This window comes from Paenibacillus sp. JT22N7, from assembly GCF_059383875.1.
Map to the genome: position 1 here is coordinate 1 of NZ_JBXENY010000024.1, position 5,160 is coordinate 5,160.

Annotated in this window: 1 protein-coding gene; it reads right to left on the reverse strand. The window is 53.6% G+C overall.

The features are described 5' to 3' along the window. Positions 1-5,160: amino acid adenylation domain-containing protein (locus AC50Y5_RS32660; RefSeq protein ID WP_494865787.1), on the reverse strand; the 5,160-nt coding region annotated here is incomplete at both ends.

Genomic DNA, 5,160 nt, shown 5'->3' on the forward strand with positions numbered 1-5,160 from the left:
TCCCTTCGTCCCACATACGTCAAGGAACCATCCGCCTGCCAGCGAACCAAGTCCCCCGTACGGTACATTCGCTCCCCTGGCTCAAACGGGTTCGTCACAAATTTTTCCAAATTCAGATCCGCTCTATCCCAATACCCTCGGGCTAGACCGACTCCGCTTATGCACAGTTCACCAACAGCACCAACAGGCTGCAAGCCGTTCTCCTGGGTAAGTACATACACTCGGGTGTTAGAAATAGGCTTCCCGATCGGTATGACAGCAAGGGATGCATCCACTCGGGCCGATGTAGCAAGCACTGTACCTTCTGTAGGTCCATAGTTGTTGTATAAAGCATACCGAGTATGACTGATTTTCTTCAAACGATCCCCGCCCGTCAACAAAACGCGCAGAGAACGATTTTCCAGCGTTATAAACTGTTCGCACACCTGTGTCGGCAAGAAGCTGACCGTTATGTTTTTTTCCTCAAAATAGGCATTTAAGGCGGCAGGGTCCAGACGCAAATCTTCCGGTACGATATGCACGGCGGCTCCTATCGTAAGGGAAGGGAATATTTCCCACGCCGCTGCATCAAAACCAATACCTGCATATTGGGTTGTCCGATCTGTTGCACTCATATCAAAATAGGCCTGATGCCATCTGCACAAATGAACGACAGAGCGGTGTTCGATCATAACGCCTTTCGGCCTGCCGGTCGAACCGGACGTATAAATGATGTAAGCTACATCTGTCGGAAGGATTGCAGGTAAAGGCTGTTCGGAATGCTCCTCTAGTTTTTCTAACCCGTCTAGTAGAAGAACCTCCACTGCTGATTGTTTAACTTGATGAACATGTGCTTGATGCGTCAGGCAAAAACGAGCCCTGCTGTCCTCCAGCATGAAATGAATCCGTTCTGTCGGATAGTCGGGATCAATCGGCACATAAGCAGCGCCCGTTTTCAAAATGCCTAGGATGCCAACGATCAGTTCCACGGAACGCGTAGGCATGATGGCAACAACATCTGCTGGCGCCACGCCGCGCTTCTGCAAATTAAACGCCACACTGCTGCTGCGTTCGTTCAGCTCTTGGTAGGTCAAGGCCTCCTCCCCGCAAACGACGGCGACACGTTCCGGCGTCTTCGCCGCTTGCTCCTCAAACAGCTCATGCAGCGTCGCCCGCTGCTCTAGCAGCACTTCTGCCCCTGTATCGTTAAAGTCCACCAGCAACTGCTCCCGCTGCCCTGCCGTCAGCAAGTCCATGCTTCCCAGCGTTGTATGCGAATCGCGGGTCACTTGACGCAGCAGCTCCGTAAAATGACCCACCCAGCGCTCAATCGTGGCCCGCTCGAACAGCTTCACCGCGTATTCCAGCGTGCAACGCATGCCCTGCTCCTCTTCACTTACCGACAGCGTCAGATCGAATTTCGCCGCTCCACTTTCTACTGGGTACGGCGTCCATTGCAGATCCGCCAGCTCCAACTCCGACTGCTCCGTGTTTTGCAACACCAGCATCGCATCAAAAAGCGGATTGCGGCTCAAATCCCGCTGCCTGACTACCTGCTCCACCAGTTCCTCGAACGGATAGTCCCCGTGTTCGAAGGCGCTTAGCGCCGTCTGCTTCACTTCCTGCAAGTAGGCGGAGAATGGTTTTTCACCCGACGGGCTCAGCCGCAGCGCCAGTGTGTTCACGAACATCCCTAGCATGCCCTGCAAGTCAGCATGCGAACGTCCCGCAATCGGCGTGCCGACGATCAGCTCCTCCTGACTGCTTAACCGGCCAAGCAACGCGCTGTACGCTGCCAGCAGCACCATATACACCGTCGCCCCGCTCGTACGGGCCAGCTCCCGCAGCGCTCCTGACAGCTCGCTGTCCAGCTCGAATTCTACGCGTGCTCCCTCGAAGCTGCGCACCGCCGGAAGCGGATAATCGAGCGGCAGGCTCAGCACCGGCAGCTCCCCGGCGAACTGCTTCAGCCAGTAGCGCTCCATCTCCCGATAAGACGCGCTTTCCCGGCAGCTTTGCTGCCAGACTGCATAATCTTTATACTGCAAACGCAGTGGCTCCAGTTCTTCTCCTCCATACAGCTTCGTAAACTCCTGCACAAATATACTCATCGACGTGCCGTCGGAAATAATATGATGCATATCGAACAACAGCAAATGATTCGCTTCGCCTACGCGCACCACCGTCGTCCGCAGCAGCGGCGCTTCGCTGAGGTCGAACGGACGAAGGAAGGTGCGAACGCGCTCCTGTGCTTCCTCCTCCGTCGCCTCCTCGTAAGTTACCGAGAACACGGCAGACGCCACAATACGCTGCATCGGCTCCCCGTCAACTACTGCAAACTCTGTCCGCAGCGATTCGTGGCGGGCCACCAGCGCTTGCAGCGCCCTTTCCAGCCGCTGACGATCCAGCGATCCCGCCAGACGCAGAGCGACTGGCATATTGTAACTAAGCTCCGCTCCCTCCAGCTGCTGTAGCACGTACAGGCGTTTTTGCGCTGAGGACAGCGGATAAAATTCGTTTTCTTCAATAATTGAAGGAATGAAGCTGTAAGAAGCTTGTTCCAGCTTGCCAATCGCATACGCCATCTGTTCAATGGTAGCGAAGTGGAACACATCCCGCAGCGGGAGGTCCACATTCATCGCTTTACGCACCATGCTTACCAGCGTTGCTGCCCTTAAAGAGTGGCCGCCAAGCTCGAAGAAATTGTCCTTTACACCAACCCGCTCCAGCCTGAGCACTTCCCGCCAAATTTCCGCAAGCTGCGCTTCCTGCGACGTGCGCGGCGCGACATGCTCCTCTCCTGTTTGCAATCTGCCTTCAGGCGCTGGCAGCGCTTTGCGGTCGATTTTTCCGTTCGATGTCAGCGGCATCCGATCCATCTGCACAAAGTACGACGGAATCATGTACCCCGGCAGCTCTTGCGATAGCAGGCTTCTTATCTCGTTTACCGCAAACGGCTGATCCGCTACAAAATACGCGCAAAGATGCTTCTCTCCGCCTCCATCCTCGCAAGCGAGAACGATTGCCTCCTGCACCGCTTCCACCCTGGTCAGCTGCGTTTCGATTTCGCCAAGCTCAATACGGTACCCGCGAATTTTCACTTGATGATCGATTCGGCCCAAATACTCGATGCTGCCATCTGGCAGCCATCTTGCCAAATCCCCGGAACGGTACATTTTTGCGCCAGCATCAAAAGGATTGTCCACAAACTTCTCATTTGTCAAATCAGGACGGTTCAAGTACAGACGCGCCAGCCCTTCGCCAGCTACATACATTTCCCCAGTCACACCGACAGGCACGCAATTGCGCTTTGCATCCAGCACGTATACTTTTAGCGTAGGAATCGGACGGCCGATATTGCTTTTCGCCTGCTCAATCTCTACCTCGGTAATCTCTTTGTACGTGACATGTACCGTCGTTTCCGTAATGCCGTACATATTGATCAGCTGCGTCGCCGGATATTTCGCCCTCCAGTTTTTTAACAGTTGCGGGCTTAATGCCTCACCGCCAAAAATGACCTTGCGCACGCTCAGCATCGGCGCTTCCTCTGCCAGCGCTTCACGCAGCAATTGGTAGAAGTAGGTTGGTGTCTGGTTCAAAATCGTCACTTGCTGCTCAGCCAGCAATCGCAGAAACTGCGCCGGATTTTTTGCCGCCAGCGATGGCACGATGACCAATTTCCCGCCGTACAGCAAAGCCCCGTACATCTCCCATACCGAGAAGTCAAAGCAGAACGAGTGGAACAGCGTCCACGTATCCGACGGGCCGAAATCAAACAAGTTTTTGCTGTTGAACAGCAGCCGCACAACATTTTTATGCTCGATCAAGGTTCCTTTCGGCTTGCCTGTCGTCCCCGATGTGTAGATGACGTAGGCCGCATCGCTCGGCGCATTGACGGATTCCAGATTGGCCCTATCTTCATGATAAGACTGCTCGTGATCCAGCAAAATGACCGTGCCTTCAAACACAGCTTGCTGCTGCCTCTGCTCCTGAACCAACAGCACCTGCGTCCCAGAGTCTTCCAGCATGTAGCTGATTCGTTCCTGCGGATAGTCCGGATCAATCGGCACATATGCGCCCCCTGCTTTTAAAATCGCCATCAAGCCAACGACCATATCCAGCGAGCGCTCGGCCATAATGCCCACCAATTGATCAGGCTTCACACCTGCAGCCCTCAGTGTTCGGGCCAAGCGATTGGCTCGTTCGTTCAACGCCCGATACGTCAGCTGCTCCTGCTCAAACCGAACGGCTACAGCGTTCGGATTTTGCTGCGCCTGCTCCTCAAACAGCTGCTGAATCGTCTTCTCCCGCTGATACTCCGCTGTTGTATCGTTGAAAGCGTGCAAAATCTGTGAAAGCTCTATGCTGCTCAGCATGCTCAGATCAGAAATCTCTGCCTCAGGTGCTTCAATAATGCTGTCTACCAAATGAGCAAAATGCTTCGCCATCCGCTGCGCCGTTTCCCTATTGAATAAAGCTGTTGCGTACTGTAGGCTGCATGATAGTCCGTCGCTTTCTTCCCGAACATCCAGAACTAGGTCGAATTTAGCTATCGCGTATTCGCTCTGATATGGCTTTAATTCAAGCCCTTCTATACGAATGCCTGTGTTTTCTGTATTTTGCAGGACAAACATGGCATCAAACACTGGATTGCGGCTTAAATCACGATTAACCTGCACGTTTTCTACCAATTGTTCAAACAAGTAGTCCTGATGCTCGTACGCTCCGAGCGCCGTTTCCTTCATTTCCTGCAAATAGCTTAAAAACGGCATGCTGCCGTGCGGATATGTGCGGATCGCAAGGGTATTGACGAACATTCCAATTAGCGGCTCTACGTCCGGATGCGTTCTGCTTGCAATCGGCGTACCGACGATAATGTCTTCTTGCCCGGAGTATTTATGCAGCAAAATCGTATACGCCGCTAACAGCACCATATACAGCGTAGATCCATGCTGAGCAGCAAGCTCGTGCAGCGCATCCCTCTGATGCGAATCGAGCTCAAAGTCAAACGCGGCTCCATCGGACTGTCTTATCGCAGGACGTGCTGCGTCCGTCGGCAGCTCCAGCACTGGCAATTCTCCATCCAATGCCTTCAGCCAGTAAGCTTCATGCTGCTTCATTTGCTCTTTATAGGCTTCAGACTGCTGCCAAACCGCATAATCCTTGTACTGAATCCGCAGC